The 20009-nt window shown below is 72.9% G+C and carries 16 protein-coding genes; 3 read left to right on the top strand and 13 right to left on the bottom strand.

What is annotated here, in order from left to right:
• The 6 genes from HS99_RS35365 to nrdR all read right to left on the bottom strand — a co-directional run.
• Positions 1-313 (bottom strand): hypothetical protein (locus HS99_RS35365; RefSeq protein WP_141763873.1); only part of this gene is annotated, 313 nt, incomplete at its 3' end.
• Between the two features lie 204 nt (positions 314-517).
• Positions 518-1108, bottom strand: a complete 591-nt coding sequence (locus HS99_RS35360) for a Clp protease N-terminal domain-containing protein (RefSeq protein ID WP_030554008.1) — start codon at positions 1106-1108, stop codon at positions 518-520.
• 3 nt (positions 1109-1111) lie between these two features.
• Complete coding sequence (locus HS99_RS35355) at positions 1112-1348, bottom strand: hypothetical protein (protein WP_030285349.1); 237 nt, start codon at positions 1346-1348, stop codon at positions 1112-1114.
• A 73-nt stretch (positions 1349-1421) separates the two neighbouring features.
• Positions 1422-2180 carry an SDR family oxidoreductase gene (locus HS99_RS35350; protein WP_030554005.1) on the bottom strand — a complete coding sequence of 253 codons (759 nt, stop codon included), beginning with the start codon at positions 2178-2180 and terminating at the stop codon, positions 1422-1424.
• A 163-nt stretch (positions 2181-2343) separates the two neighbouring features.
• Entirely contained in the window at positions 2344-5220 is a 2877-nt protein-coding gene (locus HS99_RS35345) for a vitamin B12-dependent ribonucleotide reductase (protein ID WP_030285345.1), read from the bottom strand.
• A 233-nt stretch (positions 5221-5453) separates the two neighbouring features.
• Positions 5454-5951 (bottom strand): transcriptional regulator NrdR, encoded by a 498-nt coding sequence (nrdR, locus tag HS99_RS35340; RefSeq protein ID WP_030285342.1) that lies wholly within the window; start codon positions 5949-5951, stop codon positions 5454-5456.
• Between the two features lie 528 nt (positions 5952-6479).
• Here nrdR and lexA point away from each other — a divergent pair.
• Complete coding sequence (lexA, locus tag HS99_RS35335; RefSeq protein ID WP_030285340.1) at positions 6480-7175, top strand: transcriptional repressor LexA; 696 nt, start codon at positions 6480-6482, stop codon at positions 7173-7175.
• Between the two features lie 141 nt (positions 7176-7316).
• On the opposite strand, the gene HS99_RS35330 is transcribed toward lexA, so the two are convergent.
• From HS99_RS35330 to HS99_RS47325, 5 genes are read right to left on the bottom strand one after another with little or no spacing between them, the layout of a single operon-like run.
• Positions 7317-9440: an ATP-dependent DNA helicase gene (locus HS99_RS35330; RefSeq protein WP_078867386.1), complete on the bottom strand. Its 2124-nt coding sequence runs from the start codon at positions 9438-9440 to the stop codon at positions 7317-7319.
• Between the two features lie 12 nt (positions 9441-9452).
• On the bottom strand, positions 9453-11276 hold the full coding sequence (locus HS99_RS35325) for an IucA/IucC family protein (protein ID WP_030554001.1): 1824 nt from the start codon (positions 11274-11276) through the stop codon (positions 9453-9455).
• Positions 11254-12717 carry a lysine N(6)-hydroxylase/L-ornithine N(5)-oxygenase family protein gene (locus tag HS99_RS35320; protein ID WP_078958681.1) on the bottom strand — a complete coding sequence of 488 codons (1464 nt, stop codon included), beginning with the start codon at positions 12715-12717 and terminating at the stop codon, positions 11254-11256. Before HS99_RS35320 ends, HS99_RS35325 begins: the two co-directional genes overlap by 23 nt.
• Positions 12718-12726: 9 nt before the next feature.
• Positions 12727-13419, bottom strand: coding sequence for a GNAT family N-acetyltransferase (locus HS99_RS47330; RefSeq protein WP_030598209.1), 693 nt, complete (start codon positions 13417-13419; stop codon positions 12727-12729).
• A complete protein-coding gene (locus tag HS99_RS47325; RefSeq protein WP_037829941.1) occupies positions 13311-15107 on the bottom strand; it encodes an IucA/IucC family protein in 1797 nt (598 codons plus the stop codon). Before HS99_RS47325 ends, HS99_RS47330 begins: the two co-directional genes overlap by 109 nt.
• Positions 15108-15442: 335 nt before the next feature.
• On the opposite strand from HS99_RS47325, the gene HS99_RS35305 reads away from it, so the two are divergent.
• Both HS99_RS35305 and HS99_RS35300 read left to right on the top strand, forming a co-directional pair.
• The gene (locus HS99_RS35305; RefSeq protein WP_030557779.1) at positions 15443-16621 is read left to right on the top strand and encodes a trypsin-like serine peptidase; all 1179 of its coding nucleotides are present in this window, start codon (positions 15443-15445) and stop codon (positions 16619-16621) included.
• Positions 16622-16649: 28 nt separating this feature from the next.
• Positions 16650-17804, top strand: coding sequence for a trypsin-like serine peptidase (locus HS99_RS35300; RefSeq protein ID WP_050366557.1), 1155 nt, complete (start codon positions 16650-16652; stop codon positions 17802-17804).
• 42 nt (positions 17805-17846) lie between these two features.
• Here the strand turns inward: HS99_RS35300 and hflX are convergent, their stop codons facing one another.
• Together hflX and HS99_RS35290 are read right to left on the bottom strand one after the other, a co-directional pair.
• On the bottom strand, positions 17847-19349 hold the full coding sequence (gene hflX / locus HS99_RS35295) for a GTPase HflX (RefSeq protein WP_030557778.1): 1503 nt from the start codon (positions 19347-19349) through the stop codon (positions 17847-17849).
• A partial coding sequence (locus tag HS99_RS35290) for an ACT domain-containing protein (protein WP_141763872.1) occupies positions 19346-20009 on the bottom strand: 664 nt, incomplete at its 5' end. The genes HS99_RS35290 and hflX, both read right to left, overlap by 4 nt.

Here is a 20009-nt window from a genome sequence, read left to right as displayed (position 1 = left end):
CGGCCGTCTCGGCCTGCCGGGCGGTGCCGGCGGCGACCAGCGCGGCCCGGGTCTCCTCGTGCTGCGCGGCCAGTTCCTCGGCCAGTCGGCGGGAGCGCTCGGCGCCGCTCGCGGCGAGGCCCACCGCGATCAGCCAGAGCACCGCCACGGCGGCCACGGCGACGGCGGTGAGCGGCTGGTGCGCGTCCAGGGCCCGTCCGATGCCGACCGGTGCGGCGACCAGCGCCAGCAGGACGGCGGCCACGGTCAGGGCGGCGGTGCGTGGCGCCGGCCGGCGGCGCGGCCGACCGTCGGGGCTGGTGGCTTCTCTCATCGGTGCGGTCCTCGGCAACGTCGGCGGGCGGCGGCGCGGGCGGCGGGTCGGCGACGGTTGCGGCCGCCGACAGCTGGTCGGGCGCATACCAGACCGCCCGGTGGCGTGGTGAAACGCCTCCGGGCGGCTGATCGGTTCACGCTTTCGGCCGATCATATCGATTCAGACATTGGCCTCAACCCGCTAGTTGACGGCCAATCTCGTTCATTCCCGTCGGGCGGAGCCGCTCGGGGACAGTTTGGCCTCCACCGCCCGCCGTACGGCCGCCGGGTCCAGCCCGTGGTCGGCCACCACCCGCAGCCCGGGGCCGTCCTCCACCCGGAGCACCCCCAGCAGCAGGTGGCCCACCCCGATCTCCCCCGACTTCAGCCGCAGGGACTCGCGCAGCGAGAGCTCCAGCGCCTTCTTCGCCCCCTGGCCGAACGGACTGCGAGCCGGCTTCGACCCCCCGGACCGGAACCAGCCCCGCCGCCTGGGCCCCTCGTCCACCGGCGGGTCCAGCGCACCCGCCCCGAAGGCCGACTCCACCGCGGCCCGGACCGCGTCCAGGTCCACGCCGATCGAGGCCAGCACCTCGGCGTCGTCCCCCGGCCCGAGCAGCCGGACCACCGCGCGGCGCGCCGCCTCGTGGTCCAGGCCCATCCCGATCAGAACCTCGGCCGCCGGGTCGTCCGGCCCGGCCAGGATCGCCAGCAGCAGGTGCTCCGTCCCGACGTGCCCGTGCCGCAGCCCCCTCGCCTCCTCCTGCGCGCCGACCACGACCTGCCGCGCCGCTGCGGTGAAACGCTCGAACATCGCTCAGCCCCCGTCCTCGCCCTTGCCGGGCGTCCGCCGTGCGTACTTCTTGTGCACCGCCTGCCTGGTGACCCCGAGGCAGACCGCGATGTCCTGCCAGGACCAGCCCTGTGACCGGGCGTTCTCCACCTGCAGGGACTCCAGGCGGTCCGCCAGATCACGTAGGGCGCGGACCGCCCGGAGCCCCACGGCGGGGTCACGACTGCTCGCGGCGGCCGCGAGCTCTCCGCTCTCGCTCATGCCGTCAACTTTGGTTGACATCCGGGAAGATGTCAACCCTGGTTGACAGTCGCGGAAACCTCGGCTGCGGAGCTCACCGGAACCGCCGCGCCAGCGCCTCCTCGAAGGTCCCCCGGCCCACCGCCCGCTCCGGTGCCGTGAGTCCGCCCGCCCGCAGGGAACGGCCCAAGGCGCCCGGGATCCGCAGCGGCAGCAGCAACCGCCGCCGGCCCGACGCCCGCAGGTACGCCTCGGCCAGCTCCCGGTACGACCGCACCCGCGGCCCGCCCACCTCCGGCGCGAACCCGGCCGGCTCCCGCCCCACCAGCTCCGCGACGTGCTCCGCCACCTCCCGGACCTCGACCGGCTGGATCAGCGCGCCGCTCACCACCGGGAACACCGGCAGCTTCGCGCTCAGGTCGAAGGCCTTCAGCAGCAGGTCGTGGAACTGGGTCGCCCGCAGCACCGTCCACCCCAGTCCCGACTCCTCCAGCACCCGCTCGCAGCCGAGCTTCGCCCGGTAGTACGCGACCGGCACCCGGTCGATCCCCACGATCGACACGTACACCAGGTGCCGCGCCCCGGCCTCCCGGGCCTGTGCCACCAGCCGCCCGAGCGCCGCCACGTCCTTCTTCCCCTGGGTGGTCGCGCAGTCCACCACCGTCTCCACGCCGGCCACGGCCGCCGCGATGCCCTCCCCGGTGACCAGGTCCCCGACCACCCACTCGACCCCCGCGCCCGCCGCCCGCGCCCGCCGGCTCAACCCCCGCACCGCCACCCCGCGCGCCACCAGCAACCGCACCACCTCCCGGCCCAACGTCCCCGTCGCGCCGGTCACCAGCACCGTCCCCATCACCACACCACTCCTCTCCGAACACGCCGTCACCCCCTACGGACCGGACACCGCCCGCATTCGTGACATCGGCGCCTCCGGGCGCGAAAAAGAGGCGGGGCAAGGACGTGGAGTCCTCGCCCCGCCTCAGCGGTGGCTCACCCGCGCGGGGTCAGTCCGGCGGTCAGCTGCAGCCGCTGGTGGAGCCGCAGCCCTCGCACAGGTAGCAGCTGCCGGCGCGGCGCATCTTGGTGCCGCAGGAGAAGCAGAGCGGCGCGTCGGCGTTGAGGCCGAGCTGGATCTCCATCAGCTCCGTGGAGTTGTGAGCCTGCTTCGGGGCCGGGACGGCCTTGGGCGACTCGACGGCCGGGGCCGGCTTGACGGGGGCCACCGGGGCCGACTGGGCGAGGGACTCGGTGTCGAGCTCCTCGGCCTCCAGCGGCTCGTAGGAGCCGGTCTCCAGGTGCCGGGTGCGCTCCTCGACGGAGTGGATGCCGAGCGCCGAGCGGGTCTCGAACGGCAGGAAGTCCAGCGCCAGGCGGCGGAAGATGTAGTCGACGATCGACTGGGCCATCCGCACGTCCGGGTCGTCGGTCAGACCGGCCGGCTCGAAGCGCATGTTGGTGAACTTCGAGACGTAGGTCTCCAGCGGCACGCCGTACTGCAGGCCGACCGAGACGGCGATGGAGAAGGCGTCCATCATGCCCGCGAGGGTCGAGCCCTGCTTGGACATCTTCAGGAAGACCTCGCCGAGGCCGTCGTCCGGGTAGGAGTTGGCGGTCATGTAGCCCTCGGCGCCACCGACCGTGAAGGAGGTGGTGATGCCCGGGCGGCCCTTGGGCAGGCGCTTGCGGACCGGGCGGTACTCGACGACCTTCTCGACGGCGGCCGGGGCCTCCTCGGCCTTGGCCTCGGAGTCCTTCTTCTTGGCCGAGAGCGGCTGGCCGACCTTCGAGTTCTCGCGGTAGATGGCGAGCGCCTTGACGCCCATCTTCCACGCCTCGAAGTAGATCTCCTCGACGTCCTCGACGGTGGCGCTGGCCGGCATGTTGACCGTCTTGGAGATGGCGCCGGAGATCCACGGCTGGATCGCCGACATCATCCGCACGTGCCCCATCGGGGAGATGGAGCGCTCACCCATCGCGCAGTCGAACACCTCGTAGTGCTCGGTCTTCAGGCCGGGCGCGTCCACCACGTTGCCGTGCTCGGCGATGTGGGCGACGATCGCCTCGATCTGCTCGTCCTGGTAGCCGAGGCGCTTGAGGGCGCGCGGGACGGTGCCGTTGACGATCTGCATCGAACCGCCGCCGACCAGCTTCTTGAACTTGACCAGGGCGAGGTCGGGCTCGACGCCGGTGGTGTCGCAGTCCATCATCAGGCCGATGGTGCCGGTCGGGGCGAGCACCGAGGCCTGGGCGTTGCGGAACCCGTTCTCCGCGCCGATGCGCAGCACGTCCTGCCAGGACCTGTTGGCCGCGAGCCAGACCGGGGCGTCCAGGTCGTCGAAGGACACCGCGTCCAGGGAGGCGTCGGCGTGCTGCTTCATGACCTGCTGGTGCGCGGTCGCGTTGCGGGCGTAGCCGTCGTACGGGCCGACCACGCCGGCGAGTTCGGCGCCGCGGCGGTAGGCGGTGCCGGTCATCAGCGAGGTGATGGCGCCGGCCAGGGCGCGGCCGCCCTCGCTGTCGTAGGCGTGGCCGGTGGCCATCAGCAGGGCGCCGAGGTTGGCGTAGCCGATGCCCAGCTGGCGGAAGGCGCGGGTGGTCTCGCCGATCTTCTCGGTCGGGAAGTCGGCGAAGCAGATGGAGATGTCCATCGCGGTGATGACCAGCTCGACGACCTTGGCGAAGGTCGCGGCGTCGAACGAGTCGTCGTCGCGCAGGAACTTCATCAGGTTCAGCGAGGCGAGGTTGCAGCTGGAGTTGTCCAGGTGCATGTACTCGGAGCAGGGGTTGGACGCGTTGATGCGGCCGGACTCCGGGCAGGTGTGCCAGTGGTTGATGGTGGAGTCGTACTGGATTCCGGGGTCGGCGCAGGCCCAGGCGGCCTCGGCCATCTTGCGGAACAGCTTCTTGGCGTCGACGGTCTCGATGACCTCGCCGGTCATCCGGGCGCGCAGGCCGAATTCGGTGCCGTTCTCGACGGCGGTCATGAATTCGTCGTTGACGCGGACCGAGTTGTTGGCGTTCTGGTACTGGACGGAAGCGATGTCGTCGCCGCCGAGGTCCATGTCGAAGCCCGCGTCGCGCAGGGCGCGGATCTTCTCCTCCTCCTTCACCTTGGTCTCGATGAAGGCCTCGACGTCCGGGTGGTCGACGTCGAGCACGACCATCTTGGCCGCCCGGCGGGTGGCGCCACCGGACTTGATGGTGCCGGCCGAGGCGTCGGCGCCGCGCATGAAGGAGACCGGGCCGGAGGCGTTGCCGCCGGAGGACAGCAGTTCCTTGGAGGAGCGGATGCGGGAGAGGTTGAGGCCGGCGCCGGAGCCGCCCTTGAAGATCATGCCCTCTTCCTTGTACCAGTCGAGGATCGACTCCATGGAGTCGTCGACGGACAGGATGAAGCAGGCGCTGACCTGCTGGGGCTGCTTGGTGCCGACGTTGAACCAGACCGGCGAGTTGAAGCTGAACACCTGGTGGAGGAGGGCGTGGGTCAGCTCGTGCTCGAAGATCTCGGCGTCGTCCTTGGTGGCGAAGTAGCCGTGCTTCTCGCCGGCGGCGCGGTAGGTGAGCACCACGCGGTCGATGATCTGCTTGAGGCTCCACTCGCGCTGCGGGGTGCCGACGGCGCCGCGGAAGTACTTGGACGTCACGATGTTGACGGCGTTGACCGACCAGAAGTCCGGGAACTCCACGCCGCGCTGCTCGAAGTTGATCGAGCCGTCGCGCCAGTTGGTCATGACGACGTCGCGCCGCTCCCAGCGGACCTCGTCGTACGGGTGCACGCCAGGGGTGGTGTAGATGCGCTCCATCCGGAGACCGCCCTTCGGGGCCTTGGCGCCCTTGGCCGCGGCCTTCTCGGACTTCGACCCGCGTGCGGAACCGCTCGTGGTGTCTGTCACTTCTCGCTCCTCCTCCTGGGCAAACGCCCGAAGTGCCCCGAAAAATCCGGGCACTGCTGGTTCGTTCCTCCGGTGTGCGGGCAGGCGGAACCCGACCGCTCACGCACCGTTTGTAGTGTTCCGTGCCCCGTTTTCGGGCACGCATGGGCCCACGCGGGGCCTGTGGTGCTGCCGGCCCGCTGGGGGCCTGCGTCATGTTGGCTGTGGGGGGCCGCTCGGGCCCGGCGCGCCTCCTAGGGCGCGGCGGCGGGAACGGGCGCGCAGGTGCCGTCCGCCTCGGTGGCGGGCCGCTCGGCGCGGAGTTCCGCGATGGCGGCCTCGAAGTCCTCGAGTCCGTCGTACGCCTGGTACACGCTGGCGAAGCGCAGGTACGCCACCAGGTCGAGTTCCTTCAGCGGGCCGAGTATGGCCAGCCCGACGTCGTGGGTGGTCAGCTCGGCGTTGCCGCTGGCGCGCACGCACTCCTCGACCCGCTGCCCGAGCTGGGCGAGGGCGTCCTCGGTGACCGGGCGGCCCTGGCAGGCCTTGCGGACTCCGGTGATCACCTTCTGCCGGGAGAAGGGTTCGGTGACGCCGCTGCGCTTGACGACCATGAGCGCGGCCGTCTCCACGGTGGTGAAACGGCGGCCGCAGTCCGGGCACTGTCGACGACGGCGAATGCAGCTGCCGTCCTCGGTGGTCCGGCTGTCGACAACGCGGCTGTCGGAGTGCCGGCAGAAGGGGCAGTGCACCTGGGGATCCCTCCCTGGCAGGACGTGCGGACCGGTTGAGTCTATGCGATGCGCCCCCGGCCTCGGCAAGCTGATCATGCGACGCGACCACTAGTACTGGGCACGGAGAGGACTCTAGCCACTACATCTAGGTCTTCGGGGGATGCGGCACCCGTGGCGTGTCGGCGCCGATTAGACTTCCGGAGTCGACATCCGGTCGAACAATTGCTCGATGTACAACAAAGCCTTGATCGAGTCAGCCAACTCCCGAATAATTCACTCGAACGTGTGTTTGGCGCAACCTTTCGATAGGAGGTGCGTTGGGCTGGAAAAGGGAGAGGACAGCCGTCGAGAGGGGCCGCCGTGAACACCATCGAAAGCAACACCATCCCGGTGCAGGAACACTCCCAGTTCAAGGTGGGGCAGCGCACCACGAATGAGCAGAGCGTGGACATCAGCATGGACCGTAGCGAAGACCACCGCCTCTCCGGCCCGGCCGTTTCCACCACCGGCCGCGTCCCCGACCAGCCGATCGAACACTCCCCCGCCATGGACGACGCCCAGCCCTCTCCGGCCCGCGCAATGCCCGGCCGCCCCCCCGGCATCCGCACCGACGAGGCCGGCCTCACCGAGCGCCAGCGCCGGGTGATCGAGGTCATCCGCGACTCCGTCCAGCGCCGCGGCTACCCGCCGTCCATGCGCGAGATCGGCCAGGCCGTGGGCCTGTCCAGCACCTCCTCGGTCGCCCACCAGCTGATGGCCCTGGAGCGCAAGGGCTTCCTCCGCCGCGACCCGCACCGCCCGCGCGCCTACGAGGTCCGCGGCGTCGAGGTGGCCCGCCCCAACACCGCCGAGACGGCCGGGCGCCCCTCCACCTCCTACGTCCCGCTGGTCGGCCGGATCGCCGCCGGCGGTCCGATCCTGGCCGAGCAGACCGTCGAGGACGTCTTCCCGCTGCCCCGCCAGCTGGTCGGCGAGGGCGAGCTCTTCGCGCTCACCGTGCGCGGCGACTCGATGATCGAGGCGGCCATCTGCGACGGCGACTGGGTCACCGTGCGCCGCCAGCCGGTCGCCGAGAACGGCGACATCGTGGCCGCGATGATCGACGGCGAGGCCACCGTCAAGCGGCTCAAGCGCGAGGACGGCCGGATCTGGCTGATGCCGCACAACCCGGCGTACGAGCCGATCAACGGCGACAACGCCACCATCCTGGGCAAGGTCGTCGCGGTCCTGCGCCGCCTCTGACGGCGCCGCGCCACCCACCCATACCGGCACACCGGAGAGGGGCTCCACCGCCACGGCGGGGAGCCCCTCCGGCGTTCCCGGGCCGGGCCGCAAGGGCCCTCAGCCCCTCGGAGCCGCAAGTTCTCGGGGCCCCTAGAGCCCTCAGCCCCGCTTCGCCACCGGCCGCACCGGCGCCGCCGAGGCGTCGATCGCCGCCAGCGAGCGGCGCACCTGGTTGCGGTCCGTGGTGTACCAGAACTCCGGCATCGAGGACCGGAAGAAACCGCCGTACCGTTTGGTCTCCACCCGCGGGTCGAGCACCGCCACCACGCCCCGGTCGTCCGCCGCGCGCACCAGCCGGCCCGCGCCCTGCGCCATCAGCAGCGCCGCGTGGGTCGCCGCGACGGCCATGAAGCCGTTCCCGCCGTGCTGTTCGACGTCCTTCTGACGGGCGCTCATCAGCGGGTCGTCCGGCCGCGGGAAGGGGATGCGGTCCATCACGACCAGCTGGCAGGCCGAGCCGGGCACGTCCACGCCCTGCCACAACGAGAGCGTTCCGAACAGGCAGGTGGTCGCGTCCGAGGCGAACTCCCGGATCAACTCGCCCAGGGTGTCCTCGCCCTGGAGCAGGATCCGGTGGTCCAGCCGTTCCCGCATCGCCTCGGCGGCCGCCTGGGCGCCCCGCATCGAGGAGAACAGGCCCAGCGTCCGACCGCCGGCCGCCCCGATCAGCTCCTCCAACTCATCCAGCATGTCCGGCCGTTCGGGATCGCGCCCGGGGTCGGCGAGGTGCTTGGCGACGTACAGGATGCCCTGCTTGGGGTACTTGAACGGCGAGCCGACGTCGATCCCCCGCCAGTACGGAACGGCGTCCTCCCCGAAGCCGGGCTCCGGGTTGTCGCCGGGCGTGCGCTGGTCGGGCAGCCGGGTCTCCTTGGGCAGGCCGAGCGAGCCGGCCACTCCGTTGAAGTCCCCGCCCAGCTTGAGGGTGGCCGAGGTGAGCACGACCGAGCGCTCCTTGTAGAGCCCCTCGCGCAGCAGTCCGGACACGCTCAGCGGCGCGACCCGCAGCGAGGCGGTGCCCAGCCCGTAGCGGTCGCTGCGCTCGATCCAGATGACGTCGTACTCGGAGTCCTCCAGCAGCCGCTCGGCGGTCTCGTGCACGGTCTCGGCAGAGGCCATCGCCTGCTTGCGGACCGCGTCCTCGTCGCTGAGCCCCTTGTCCCTGGTCTCGCCGAGTGAGGTGATCACCTGCCGGGCGGCGTCCCGGATCGCGGTGACCGCGTACGCCAGGTACTCGGGCAGTTCCTCGACCCGGCCGGGCTGGGCGGTCTCCATCAGGCCGTGGTAGTTCTCGGCGGCGGCCTGCAGCAGGTCCACGGCCTTCTCGTTGGCCAGTCGGGCCGCCCGCTTCACCGCCCGGTTGACGGCGCCGACGGTCAGCTCGGCGGTGGCCGCGCCGGTGACCCGGTTGACCAGCTCGTGCGCCTCGTCCACGATCAGCAGCCCGTGCTCGGGCAGCACCGGCGCGCCCTCGATCGCGTCGATCGCGAGCATCGCGTGGTTGGTGACCACCACGTCCGCCAGCTTGGCGCGCTCCCGGGCCTTCTCCGCGAAGCACTCCTGCCCGTACGCGCAGCGGGTCGCGCCCAGGCACTCCTTGGAGGTGACCGACAGCTGCGCCCAGGCCTTGTCCGAGACGCCGGGGCTCATGTCGTCCCGGTCCCCGGTCTCGGTCTCGTCCGCCCAGTCGCGCAGCCGCAGCACCTCCTGGCCGAGCTTGCCGGCCGGGCCGCCGAGCGCGTCCACCGGGTCGAACAGGCCCTCGCCCTCGTCGCTCGGGGTGCCCTCGTTGGCCCGGTGGAGGCACAGGTAGTTGGACCGGCCCTTGAGCATCGCGAACAGCGGGCGGCGGCGCAGCACCGGGTGCAGCGCCTCGACCGTGCGCGGCAAGTCCCGTTCCACCAGCTGGCGTTGCAGTGCCAGGGTGGCGGTGGCGACCACCACGCGGTCGCCGTGGGCGAGGGCCGGCACCAGGTAGGCGAGGGACTTGCCGGTGCCGGTGCCCGCCTGGACGAGCAGGTGCTCGGCGTGGTCGACGGCGTCGGCGACGGCCTCGGCCATCCGCACCTGGCCGGGGCGCTCGACGCCGCCGACGGACTCGACCGCGGCGTGCAGCAGCTCAGGGATCCGCGAGCGCGGGACGGCTACGGCGTCCTCGGCCTCGTCGCCGAGGTCCGTCGCCCCCTGGGATTCAAAGTCGTGGGATTCGGAGTCGTTCGTCATGACCCTTCCACCCTACGGGGCGGGGGTGACAATCCGGTGCCGTCGTACCGGAAGCCGCACCTCCACGGTGACCAGGGCGTTCGGCACCGTCCCGTGCCGGACCGCGTGCGGGCGGTGCGGGCGGTCCTGGTAGCCGTCCATGACCAGCCGGTTGCGGTTGAGGCAGAGCCGGTCGATCCGGGGCCGGAACAGGTCGAACAGCTCGAAGCGCGCGCCCAGCTCGGGGAAGCGGTCCTGGTAGCGGTGGATGTCGGCCCGCAGCAGGGCCCAGAACTCGGTCTCGGGCAGTCCGGTCTGCGCCTCGAGCATCGGGGCGAGGTAGCGGAAGACGCCGATGAACAGCCCGGAGTGGATGAACTGGCAGAGGCCCTGGGGGTCGTCCCGCAGCAGCACGTCGGCGACCCCGTCGGGCAGGTCGCGCAGTTCGGGCAGGTCCTGGTCGCTGAGGTTGACGTCGTCGACGAAGTCCTTGACCGCGAGCCGGGTCGGGGTGTCGCGGTCGTCGAAGACCACGATCGCGTTCTCGCCGTGCGGAGAGAAGACCAGCCCGTAGCGGTAGAGGAAGTGCAGCAGCGGCGGCAGCGTCGCCGCGAACAGCCGACCGGTCCACTCGGCGGGGGTGAGGCCGGAGCGGGTGATCAGTTCGGCGGCGAGCGCGCGCCCGTCGGAGCCGGTCTGCAGCAGGGCGGCGAGGGTGCGGGCGCGTTCGTCCGGGGCGAGGAAGGGACCGAGCGGTTCGCGCCAGATCGCGCCGAGGAGTTCCTTGTACTGGTACGGCGATTCGGGCATCTCCCGGTAGACGGGGTGGTCGACGGTGACGGAGGCGATCTCGCCGAGCAGGATCACCCGGCACTCGTCCCGCAGGTACGGGTCGGCGTCGCGCAGCCGGTGCAGCCAGGCGGTGACGGCGGGCGCGGCGAGGGTCCGTTCGACCGGCAGCCCGCGCCAGACCAGGGTGTTGAGGATGGACAGCGGCAGCTTGACGGTGCAGCGCTCCGGATGGGCGGTGTTGAAGAAGGAGCGGATGGACTGCTGGGGCAGCCGTGGGTCGCCGTCGGAGGGCAGCGGGACGATCTCGCCGGAGGCGATCCAAGGCGCGAACAGCGGTAGGACCGTCTCGTCCCACTGCCAGGGGTGGACGGGCAGCAGCAGGTAGTCGTCGGCGTCGGCACCGAGCGGGGCGCGCAGCGCGTCGACGTCGTCCAGCTCGCGGGCGTACAGCTGCTCGGGGTGGTCCAGGCCGGGCACGCCGCGGTACTGGGCGAGCCGGCGGTGGACGGCGATCCAGGGCAGCGGGCGGGCGCTGCGGGCTTCCGGGGTCCAGCGGGCGGCGTCGGTGCCGGAGAAGCCGATCCTGCCCTTGCTGGGGACGATCCACGGGTGGCCGGTCTGCCGCCCCTCCAGCGCCGGGTGGTCGAGGTCGGCGAGTTCGGCGGCGGTGAGCGCGGTGGCGAGTTGGCGGGTGTCGGCGGTCAGGGTGGCGGAGAGCTCGCGGATCAGGTGGGCGGTGGTCTCGGCGCGCATCCCGAGGGCCTCCCGGGCGTACGGCAGGAAGCGCAGCGGGTCCAGGCCGTCCGGCTGGGAGCAGCGGATCGTCTCCGGGTCGACCTGCCAGCCGTCGTAGGCGCCGCGCCGGGCGGCGAAGCGGTACTCGGCCTCGGGCAGTTTCAGCAGGTACTCGCCGTCGAGGGCGCCCGGGACGGGCCTGAGCAGCTCCTCGTAGGCGAACTCGCCGAGCATCTTGGCCAGCAGGGCACGGCCGGCCCGCTGCCAGTTCCCGGCGGTGAGGTGCGGGGGCAGGTAGAGCGGCGGTTCAGCGGCCGGCGGTTGCGGCACGGGTCAGCTCCTGGGGGCGGGGGAGGACGGGGGTGGGGGGTTCGGGCAGGACAGTGGCGCCGGCCGGGGCGGTGGGAACGGCCGGGCCGGCGGGGGCGGCAGCGCCGGTCGGGCCGGTGGGGACGGGCGGCGCGAAGCCGGTCCAGGCGGTGCGGGCGGGCAGCCGGTGGACGGTCCGCCCGGCGACGGCGTTCAGGATGACGGCGGCCCGGTGGGCGCCGAGGCCGAGGTCGGGGGTGCCGACGCCGTGGGTGTGCAGTTCGGCGTTCTGGACGTAGATGCCCCCGGCGAGCCCGGGCCGGGTGGCGACCCGGTGGTCGAGGTCGACCCGGTAGCGCCCGGACTCGTCCCAGTCGATCAGGTGGGCGAGCGGTTCGAGGGCGGCCGGGCGGGCGGCGCGGTAGCCGGTGGCGAGCACCACGGCGTCGGTGCGCAGCAGGTGCTCGGCGCCGGAGTCGGTGTGCCGGCAGTGGAGTTCGAGGCCGCCGCAGGGGCCGGGTCGGGCGTCGGTGACGGCGGTGCCGGGGGTGATCTCGACCGGGGCGGTGTCGATCGGACGGCCGATGGTGCGCTCGTAGAGGTGGTCGTGGATCTCGGCGAGGGTCTCGGCGCTGGCGGCCTTGTGCAGCTGCCACTGGGCGGTGACCAGGGCGTCCCGGACGGGGCCGGGCAGGCCGTGGAAGTAGCGGGTGTAGTCGGGGGTGAAGTGCTCCAGGCCGAGCTTGGAGTACTCCATGGGGGCGAGCGCCCTGGTCCGGGTGAGCCAGCGCAGCCGGACGCCGTCGCCCTCGTGGCGGCGGAGCAGGTCGAGGAAGACCTCGGCGCCGGACTGGCCGCTGCCGACCACGGTGATGTCCCGGGCACCGGCCAGGTCGGCCCGGCGGTCCAGGTACTCGGCGGAGTGGAAGGCCCGCGGGTGGTTCGCCAGGGCGGTGAAGGCCTCGGGCAGCACGGGTCGGGTGCCGACGCCGAGCGCGAGGTTGCGGGCCCTGGCCTCGCTGCGCCGACCGGTCGCGGTGTCCGTCAACTCGACCCGGAACAGCGTGCCTTCCCGGTGCAGGGCGGTGACCTCGGTGCCGAAGCGGCAGTTGGGCAGCCGCTCGGCGGCCCAGCGGCAGTAGTGGTCGTACTCCCGGCGGGGCAGTTGGAAGCGTTCGGCGAAGTAGAACGGGAAGAGCCGGTCCTGGGCGCGCAGGTAGTTGAGGAAGGACCACGGGTTGGTCGGGTCCACCAGCGAGACCAGGTCGGCGAGGAAGGGCACCTGCATCCTGGCGCCGTCCACCAGCATGCCGTGGTGCCAGCGGAACTCCGGGCGCTGGTCGCAGAAGAGCGTGCGCAGGCCGGGCACGGGCTCGGCGAGGGCGGCGAGCGAGAGGTTGAACGGGCCGATGCCGACGCCGAGCAGGTCGTACGGGGGGTCGTGCGGGGGGAGGGTGTCCACTGGCGTTTCCTAGGCGGGGAGTCGGGCCTGCAGGACAGGCCCTGCGTCTCGGTCGCGGATCATCAGGGCGGCGCGCTTGTCGGGCAGGTCGAGTTCGGCGACGGCTCGGAACCCGGCCCGTTCGAAGGCCCGGACCGAGCGCCGGTTGCGGACGTCCGGTTCGGCCACCACCCGTTCGCAGGCGGGCACTCGGCGGAGAATCATTTCTGCCAGCGCGGCCAGCAGCTGGGCCCCCAGCCCCCGGCCCCGGCTGGCGGCGGGGCCGAGCAGCAGGTGCACGCCGGTGTCGTGCGGCCGGGCCGGGTAGTGCTCGGCGAGCGGATCGAGGTCGGCCCGGTAGACCTCCCAGTAGCTCATCGGCGCGCCGTCGAGCAGGCCGAGGCAGGGCACGCTGCCCCCGTCGCCGTCGAGTTGGGCCCGGAGGTGCCGTTCGGTGACGGCCGGCGGTCCGGCGAGTGCCCAGAACTCGTCGACCTCGGGGTCGTTCATCCAGCCGGCGAGCAGTTCCAGGTCGGCGGGCAGCCGGACCGGGCCGAGCCGGAACCGGCCGACCGGGGTGGGGACTTCACCCCACCCGGGCAGGTCGTCCAGCATCAGCCACCCGCCACCGGGTTGGGGATGTCCACGTACACGGACTGGGTGGCGACCGGTCCGACCAGCTCGTCCAGTCCGTTGATCCGGGTGAGCAGGTTCGCCTTGCAGGGCAGGGTGGGCGCGTCCAGCAGCAGGGCGGGCAGCGCCGAGCCGGTGGCGGCCGCCCGCGGCCCGGCCAGGAACCGGCGCAGCCCGGCCAGCAGCACCGTCTCGTCGGCGAGCCCCTGGGAGCCGAGGGCGCCGACCAGCCCGAGCACGTGGTTGATGCCGAGGTAGTAGGCGAAGTGGTGGTCGATGACGGCGTCGGGCAGGAAGGTGTCGCTCTGCGCGCCGAGTCCGGGCAGTCGGGCGGTGAGCCGCTCGGCGGCGCTCTCCCGGTAGTAGTAGCCCTGGTTGTCGCGGTAGCGGCCGCCGCTGGGCCAGCCGTCGGCGTCCAGCAGGACGATGCTGTTCTGCTGGTGCGCCTCCAGTGCGACGCCGCCCCGGCCGTCCATCCAGAGGACGGGCAGCACGACGGCCTCCAGGTAGCGCAGGAACCATTCGGCGGCGACGGTGGACAGCGGACGGCCGGTGCGGGCGGCGAGCGAGCGCAGGGTGTCGCCCAGCCGGGACGGCACGGTGGCGCCGTTGCCGCGCGGCTGTTCGGCGACCAGCCCGGCCACGCACAGCGCGCGCTCGGTGGGCGCGAAGGGCTGGGCCCGCAGCACGGTGTCCAGGCCGCCGGGGTCGCCGAGGTCGGGGTGGTCGACGCCGATCCAGGCCGGGTCGCGGACGATGTCGAAGCCCGGGTGGGCGGCCCGCCACTCGGCGGCGAGCCCGCTCTCCAGCAGCCGGTGCACCTCCACGCCGCGGTGGAGTTCCTTGCGCAGGTTCTCCCGGCGGGAGTTGGTGATCCGCAGGCCGAGCGAGAGCTTGAGCATCCACGGCGTGCCGGGCCGGTAGACGGTGCGCACCGAGGAGGTGGGGTACCAGGGTTCCCCGGCCGGGCCGAGGTCGTGCAGCAGCCCGTCCGCGAGCAGGGCGGCGACGGCCGGGCGGTGGGCGAGTTCGCGGGCCTGCCAGGGGTGCAGCGGCAGGGCGGCGGTGCCCGGCGGCAGGGCGGTGCCGCCGCCGAGCAGGGCCGCGGTGAGCCGGTCGGCGCTCCGGGCGACGGCCGAGCCGGCGGCGAGCAGTGCGCGGTCCACGGCGTACCAGTGCAGCTGGAAGGACCCGTGGAGTTCGGGCGAGTAGGCGGCGCTCTGGGCCGGGCCGAGGCCGTCGCGGCTCTTCGGGGTGGGGTGCAGCGGGTGGCCGAGCAGCAGGGACTGTTCGGCGGCGAGGAAGTGGGAGCGCTCCGGGCCGCCGGGTTCGGCGCCGGTGCGGCGGTGGGCGAGGATCTCGGCGGTGCGCGTCACGGAGTCGGCGACCCGGGCAGCGAGGTCGGCGACCTGTCCGGGGTCGGGCCGTTCGGCGGCCGCGGCGGCGAGCAGTGCCGCGGCGGTGACGGCGTCCACCGGGGCCTCGGCGGTCCCCTCCCCGGCGGAGAGGGTGGCCGGGCCGAAGCGGTGCCAGCCGCCGGGCGACCAGTAACGGACCGGGGCGGTGAGCCGGGCGGCGCCGCCGAGGACGTCGATCCGCAGTCGGCCGTCCGCTCCGGGGCGGGCTCCGGTCTCCCGCGTCCAGCACCTCAACAGGGCTTCCACCGCTGCCTGTTCGGCGGCGACAGCGGGATCGGGGTGCAGCAGCGGGTCGGGCGAGGCGGCCCGGTCCGCCGTCGGCGGCGGTACGGGCGGGGCTCCGGTGAGGGCGGTGCTCAAGGCTGCTCCTTGGTGCGCGTGGGGGTGCGGACGCGCGCTGGTGGTGGAGGGGCGGGCGGGCGCTCGCACCGTCGCGTCAGGTAAGGGTTACCTATCCCTGACGGGTGATCACAAGGATGGATCACTCGTCCGGGTGAAGACCGGGGATAGTGCACCACCGCGCGGGGCGGCCCTGCTGTGCCAACGAGACGAACGGTTCCGCGTCACGGACGGGTGACGACCGGTCAGCTCCGGAACCCGGGGGGCGGCCGCCGCCGTCCTCGCCGGCGATGGAAGACTCCAGGGCGGCGAGCCGCCGCACCGAAGTCCGACCGAGCACAGGGGGAAGCGCACAGATGCCATCGATCCACCGGTCAGCCCTGGCCGCCGCCCTGGTCACCGGAACGCTGCTGGCCGCGACCGCCTGCGGGCCGGACGGCCCGGGCGGCGTCGACCGGACCGCCGCACCGCCACCCGCCGCGGACGCGAGCGCCTCGGCGAGCCCGGGCGGCGGCGTCATCGGCGGGATCACCCTGCCGTCCGGCCTGCCGAGCAGCCTGCTGGAGGGCCTGCCGAAGAGCTGGGACGACCTGAAGAAGTGGAAGTTCGACGACTGGGACAAGTGGGCGTCCAAGCACGTCTTCAACAACCCGGTGGTCAAGGACTTCTGGAACCCGGACAAGATGGGCGACGCCAAGCCCGCCGACCCGGCCCCGCCGACCGCCTCGCCGGCCGCCGCCGACGGAGTGACCGACCCGGAGCCGCCGGTGGTCAAGGCCGTCCAGGTGCCCCGCCCGTACCTCAAGCAGCCCTCCGGGAAGGTGTTCTTCTCCGCCCAGGGCGGCCGCGGCAACTGCTCGGCGACGGTGATCGCCGACCCGCAGCACCCGGGCCGGAGCAACCTGGTCTGGACGGCCGCCCACTGCGTCCACGAGGGCAAGGGCGGCGACTTCTACAAGGACCTGGTCTTCGTGCCCGCGTACAACAACTCCGGCGCCTCCAGCGGCGGCAGGAAGGCCCCGCTGTCCGAACTGGCCCCGCTCGGCACCTGGTGGGCCGACCAGGTCGTCACCTCCCCGCAGTGGATGGTCGAGGGCGGCCCGACCGGTGACGCCGCCAACCAGTACGACTTCGCCGTGATGCGCGTGCACAACCAGAACGACACCGGCAAGTCCCTGGAGGAGACGGTCGGTTCGGCCGCCCCGGTGTGGTTCGACGCGCCCCGCGACCAGCTCAGGGTGTCGACCGTCGGCTACCCGCTGGTCAAGCCGTTCGACGGCCAGGAGCTGTACAAGTGCGACGGCGGCAAGCCCACCCGGCTGTCCTTCGACGCCAAGCGCCCGTCCATGCTGACCATCGGCTGCAACATGACCCAGGGCGCCAGCGGCGGCGGCTGGTTCGCCACCATGCCGGACGGCCGGACCGCCCTGGTGAGCAACACCTCGATCGGCACCCAGGAGCACACCTCGCTGAGCGGCCCGTACCTGGAGACGGTCGCCAAACAGGCCCTGGACTGGATCTCCAGGAAGCAGTGACCGGCACCACCACGGGGGTCTCCTCAGCTTGCGCACCATCCGCACCGTTCGCACTACCGGGGGCACCGGCACCACGAGCACCACGGCCCGGCGGGCCGCCACCGCCGGCGCCGCGCTGCTCGCCGCCCTGACGCTCACCGCGGCCGCCTGCGGGCCGGACGGCCCCACCGCCCCGGCCGCCCCGCCCGCGGCACTGCCCAAGGCCGCTCCGACCAGCCTGGGCGACCTCAGCGGCTGGAAACTGGAGGACTGGGCCCGGTACGTCGCCGACAGCGGCTTCACCAACCAGGTGGCCCCCGGCTACTGGACCACCGCCCGGGCGGAGGCCGCCAGGGCCAGGCCCACCCCCGAGTACTCGCTCACCGCCGCCTCCCCGGCCGCCGTCCAGCGCGACGCCCCGCCGGCCGCCGTCCAGGCCCGGCCGCAGCCGCACCCGTACGGCCCGGACTCCGCCGTGGTCGGCAAGCTGCTGATGACCACCTCCCAGGGCGACAGTGTCTGCTCCGGCACGGTGGTCTCCGACCCGCTCAACCCGGGCCGCAGCAACCTGGTCTACACCGCCGCCCACTGCCTGCACGACGGCCGGGGCGGCGGCTGGGTGAAGAACCTGGTCTTCGTCCCCGCCTTCAACCGGGACGGCCGGGCGGCCCGCGGCAAGCCGTACGGCGACCAGCAGGCCGCCCCGTACGGCCGCTGGACGGCGGTGCGCGCGCTGGTCTCGCCGACCTGGCTCCAGGAGAGCGGCGTCGGCGCCCACGACCAGTACGACTACGGGATCGTCCGGGTGCGCGGCGAGTCCGACTCCGGCCGCTCCCTGGAGGAGACCGTGGGCGGCTCCGTCCCGGTCTGGTTCAACGCCCCCCGCGAGCAGATCACCTCGGCCGCCGCCTTCGGCTACCCCGTCGAGCGGCCCTCCGACGGCATGGAACTGCAGCGCTGCGACTCCGCCGCGGCGCCGGGCGGGCTGTCCTTCGACCGGGCCCGCCCGCCGATGTACGTGATCGGCTGCACCATGTCCGGCGGCGCGGGCGGCGGTGGCTGGTTCGTCACCAGGGACGGCAAGCCCAATCTGGTCAGCGTCAGCTCGGTCGGCAGCCGCAACCCGGTCGGCTACCTGGCCGGGCCGTCCCTCCAGGAGCAGGCGAAGCAGGCCTTCGACTACTTTGCCAAGAACGTGAAGTAGCCCCCGGACGGACTCCGTCCAGGGGCTACTGCAGCGGGCCGGTCAGCCCTGCAGGGCGACCGTGAAGTGCTCCAGCTCGGCGGCCAGCTCGGCCGGCACCTTGGCGTGCAGCAGGGTGCCCTGACCGGTGTGCTCGGTGGCGAGCAGCTCGCCCTCCTTGTGCACCCGGGAGACCAGCGCGCCCTGGGTGTAGGGCACCAGGGCCCGCACCTCGACGGCCGGACGCGGCAGCTCGTCGTCGATGAGCTTCAGCAGCTCCTCGATGCCCGCGCCGCTGCGGGCCGACACCACGATGGCGTGCGGCTCGCGGCGCAGCAGGCGCTGCAGCACGTGCGGGTCGGCGGCGTCCGCCTTGTTGATCACCACGATCTCGGGGACGTTCTGCGCGTCGACCGAGACGATGACCTCGCGGACGGCGGCCAGCTGCGTCGCCGGCTCGGGGTGCGAGCCGTCCACCACGTGCAGGATGAGGTCCGCGTCGGCGACCTCCTCCATGGTCGAGCGGAAGGCCTCGACCAGGTGGTGCGGCAGGTGCCGGACGAAGCCGACGGTGTCGGCCAGGGTGTACAGCCGCCCGCTCGGGGTCTGGGCCCGGCGCACGGTCGGGTCCAGGGTGGCGAACAGCGCGTTCTCCACCAGCACGCCCGCGCCGGTGAGCCGGTTGAGCAGGGAGGACTTGCCGGCGTTGGTGTACCCGGCGATGGCCACGGACGGCACCTGGTGGCGCTTGCGCTCCTGGCGCTTGGTGTCGCGGCCCTTCTTCATGTCGGCGATCTCCTTGCGGAGCTTCGCCATCTTCTCGCGGATCCGGCGCCGGTCGGTCTCGATCTTGGTCTCACCGGGACCGCGGGTGGCCATGCCGCCGCCCGAGGAGCCGGAGCCACCGCCACCCATCTGCCGGGAGAGCGACTGACCCCAGCCGCGCAGGCGCGGGAGCATGTACTGCATCTGCGCGAGCGAGACCTGCGCCTTGCCCTCCCGGGACTTGGCGTGCTGGGCGAAGATGTCCAGGATCAGGGCCGTCCGGTCGACGACCTTGACCTTGACCACGTCCTCCAGGTGGATCAGCTGGCCGGGGGTGAGCTCACCGTCGCAGACCACGGTGTCGGCGCCGCTGGAGGCGACGATGTCACGCAGCTCCTGCGCCTTGCCGGAGCCGATGTAGGTGGCCGCGTCGGGCTTGTCGCGGCGCTGGATGACGCCGTCCAGGACCTCGGAGCCGGCCGTCTCGGCGAGCGCGGCGAGCTCGGCCATCGAGTTCTCCGCCTCCTCCAGGGTGCCGTCGGTCCAGACGCCGACGAGCACCACACGCTCCAGACGGAGCTGGCGGTACTCGACTTCGGTGATGTCTTCGAGTTCGGTGGAGAGGCCGGCGACCCGGCGCAGGGCTGCGCGCTCGCTGCGGTCGTACTGGTCGCCGTCGTAGTTGTGGCCGAGGTCCTCGTCGATGGCCGCGAGGTCCTCGTCCATGAGGGCTTCCGCCCGCAGACCGTCGAGGCGGCGCGGGGCGTCGGCGTGGTCGCGGGTGTCGAACGTGGAGGTCATTCTGTCCTTTGGTCGCTGGAATGCTGCGGCGGAGGCCCTTGAGTCCCGCCAGAGCCCCTGTGCTCTGGGAACGCCGTGGACCGGCCGTGAATTCCCCATGATGGTCCCATGTCCGGCCCGGGGCGGTCACCCCCATTTCCGCCGGAGTGCCGGGTCTGGGTTCCCTCGGGGGCGTGCGGACGGCTGACGTCGTACACCCCGGAGACCCTGAGCATCGCCCGCATCAGGGCGGGCAGGGCGCCCGGCTCGGGCAGCTCCACGGTGTAGGTGTGCCGGACCCGCAGTTCCTGCGGCGGCTCGACCTCGGCGGAGACGATGCCGACGCCCTCGGCGGAGATCGCCGCGGTGAGGTCGGCGAGCAGCCGGGGCCGGTTCAGCGCCTCGGCCCGCAGGGTGGCCCGCAGCAGGACCGCCCGGTGGCCGGCCGCGGGGGCGTCCTCGGGCTGCCAGCGGACCTCCAGCTCGGCGCGCCCGTCCGCGCGCAGCCGCTGTCCGGCGGGACAGCCGGTGCGGTGCACGGCCACCGCGCCGCCGCGGATCGGGTAGCCGGCCACCTCGTCCGGGGGGACGGGTGTGCAGCAACGGGCCAGCCGCACCGTCGCCCCGGGCCGGCCGGCCACCGCGACCGGGGCGGAGCGGCGCTCGCCCGCCGGGTGGGCG

This window comes from Kitasatospora aureofaciens (assembly GCF_001188955.3).
Taxonomy (GTDB): domain Bacteria; phylum Actinomycetota; class Actinomycetes; order Streptomycetales; family Streptomycetaceae; genus Kitasatospora; species Kitasatospora aureofaciens.
This window is presented reverse-complemented; position numbering and strand designations above follow the sequence as displayed.

Coding starts and splice junctions, on each gene's coding strand:
- lexA (WP_030285340.1), top strand. CDS start 6,480: ATGGACGACGCCCAGCCCTCTCCGGCCCGCGCAATGCCCGGCCGCCCC.
- HS99_RS35305 (WP_030557779.1), top strand. CDS start 15,443: ATGCCATCGATCCACCGGTCAGCCCTGGCCGCCGCCCTGGTCACCGGA.
- HS99_RS35350 (WP_030554005.1), bottom strand. CDS start 2,180: ATGGGGACGGTGCTGGTGACCGGCGCGACGGGGACGTTGGGCCGGGAG.
- HS99_RS35360 (WP_030554008.1), bottom strand. CDS start 1,108: ATGTTCGAGCGTTTCACCGCAGCGGCGCGGCAGGTCGTGGTCGGCGCG.
- hflX (WP_030557778.1), bottom strand. CDS start 19,349: ATGACCTCCACGTTCGACACCCGCGACCACGCCGACGCCCCGCGCCGC.
- HS99_RS35330 (WP_078867386.1), bottom strand. CDS start 9,440: ATGACGAACGACTCCGAATCCCACGACTTTGAATCCCAGGGGGCGACG.
- HS99_RS35355 (WP_030285349.1), bottom strand. CDS start 1,348: ATGAGCGAGAGCGGAGAGCTCGCGGCCGCCGCGAGCAGTCGTGACCCC.